Origin of the sequence: Ancylobacter sp. VNQ12 (assembly GCF_049445835.1) — a bacterium.
Taxonomy (GTDB): Bacteria; Pseudomonadota; Alphaproteobacteria; order Rhizobiales; family Xanthobacteraceae; genus Ancylobacter.
This window is the reverse complement of the sequence record NZ_JBMSDU010000061.1, coordinates 1-2052: the sequence shown is the minus strand read 5'-3', so window position 1 is coordinate 2052 and position 2052 is coordinate 1. Positions and strand designations below refer to the sequence as shown.

The following is a 2052-nucleotide window of genomic DNA, read 5'->3' as shown; positions in this document are numbered from 1 at the left end:
TCCCCGAACATTACAGGATACCCTCATCGTCGACCGGCTGGTGTCCGAGGTCACGATCACGGACCCACATCACGCCCTTTGCGGGCAACGGCTCACGCTCGTCCCGATGCGTTCGGCCCGCGGTCCGGCCTTTGTCGTTGTTGAACTGCCGGACGGCCGACGCCGCTCGATTCGCCGATCGGTGACCGACCTCGGGTCGGCCAAGTCTTGTATCCCGGCCCCGGCCCCGGAACTGCTTCGCGTGAGCGTGCGAACACTGGTCCCATTGGCGCGCCATTTGACCGCCACGCTGGCCTCTTCCACCGAGGAGGTGATTCGCGATGGTCGTTCGCTCGATGTCCCGGTATCGCGTTGCGTCTCCGAGTCCACTTCCACCCCCCGCGCGCGCTCAAGCTCTGCCACGGCCTTGGCCGGATCTATCGGTCGAGACACAGAGGCAGATCGCTCAACTCATGGCCGAACTGCTGCGGCGGATGTCACCCCCGATGACGACGTCGAAGGGGGCTCGGCATGCTGACGGCCTTGAGCACTCCTGATGAACGTTTGACGGCAACCCACCGCGCCCGGCTTGCCTACATCTACGTGCGACAGTCCTCGGTGAACCAGGTGCGCCAGCATCAGGAGAGCACCGAGATGCAATATCGGCTGGTCGATCGCGCCATCGGGCTTGGCTGGCCCCGCGAGCGGGTCCACGTCATCGACGAGGATCTCGGCAAATCGGGTGCAGGCGGCACCGAGCGGCACGGCTTCCAAAAGCTCATTGCCGAGATCGGGCTCGGCAATGCCGGCCTCGTGCTCAGTCTCGACGCCTCGCGGCTGGCCCGCAACAACCGCGACTGGCATCAGCTCCTCGAGCTGTGCTCGCTCTTCGGCGTGATCATCGCTGACGGCGAACGGCTTTACGATCCAAGTGCTTATCACGACCGCCTGCTGCTCGGCTTGTCCGGCATCATGAGCGAGGCGGAGCTGCATCAGATCCGCCTGCGCCTCCACTCGGGCGAACGCCAGAAGGCGGCCCGTGGCGAACTTCGTCTGCCGCTTCCGGCGGGGCTGGCCTACGATCCCTCGGGCAATATCATCCTCAATCCCGACGAAGAGGTTCAGGCCCGTCTGCAGTTCGTCTTTGCCAAGTTCCGCGAACTACAGGGCGCACACGCCGTGATGCGATATCTCCGTGCGAACAACTTGCTGCTGCCGCTGCGTCCACTGCTCGGGCCGGCGCCCCATCAGGTCGTTTGGCGCGAGGCCGACCGTCCACGGGTTCTCGGTATCCTGCACAACCCCGCCTATGCCGGAGCCTATGTCTACGGTCGCCGGCGGCAGGATCCGCGCCGTCGCCGGCCCGGCTCGATGAGCGTCGGAACCACCAAGGTCGCCATCGGGGACTGGGAGGTTTGCCTGCAAGCCGCCCATCCCGGTTATATCGGCTGGGAGGAGTTCATGACCAACCAGCGGCGACTGGCGGACAACGTCACCCGCTATGATGCGGGACACACCGGCGCGCCGCGCAAGGGCTGCGCGCTGCTGCAGGGGATCGCGACGTGCGGGCGCTGCGGTCGACGCATGAGCCTGCGCTATTCGGGACCGCACGGCGATTATCCGGTCTATTGCTGCTGCGCCGACCGCGATCAGAGCAACGGTGCGCTCTGCCAGGAGGTCCGGGCTTTGCCGATCGACGGCCTCGTGGAACGCATCCTTCTCGATGCCCTGGCGCCGGACCAGATCGCCATAGCGATCGCGGCTCTTGGGCAGATCGAGGAGGAAGCGCGCCAGCTCGACAAGCAGTGGGCGCTGCGGCGCGAGCGGGCCCGCTACGAGGCCGAGCGGGCGCGACGCCAATACGACATGGTCGAGCCGGAGAACCGTCTGGTAGCGCGTTCACTGGAGCGCATCTGGGAGGACAAGCTGCGCGCGGTAGAGGCGGTCGAACAGGAATACCTGCGCTGGCGGCGCGAGGAACCGCTCATCCTGAGCGAGGCCGATCACATCATGCTGCGAGCTTTGGGCGAGAACCTGCCGCAGGTCTGGCACGCTGCGACCACGTCGGCCGAC

Annotated in this window: 2 protein-coding genes; both read left to right on the top strand. The window is 66.1% G+C overall.

Annotated elements, in window-relative coordinates:
* A partial coding sequence (locus tag ACO2RV_RS25065) for a hypothetical protein (RefSeq protein WP_423296915.1) occupies positions 1–517 on the top strand: 517 nt, incomplete at its 5' end.
* The coding region (locus tag ACO2RV_RS25060; protein WP_423296914.1) for a recombinase family protein at positions 511–2052 on the top strand (1542 nt) is incomplete at its 3' end. The genes ACO2RV_RS25065 and ACO2RV_RS25060, both read left to right, overlap by 7 nt.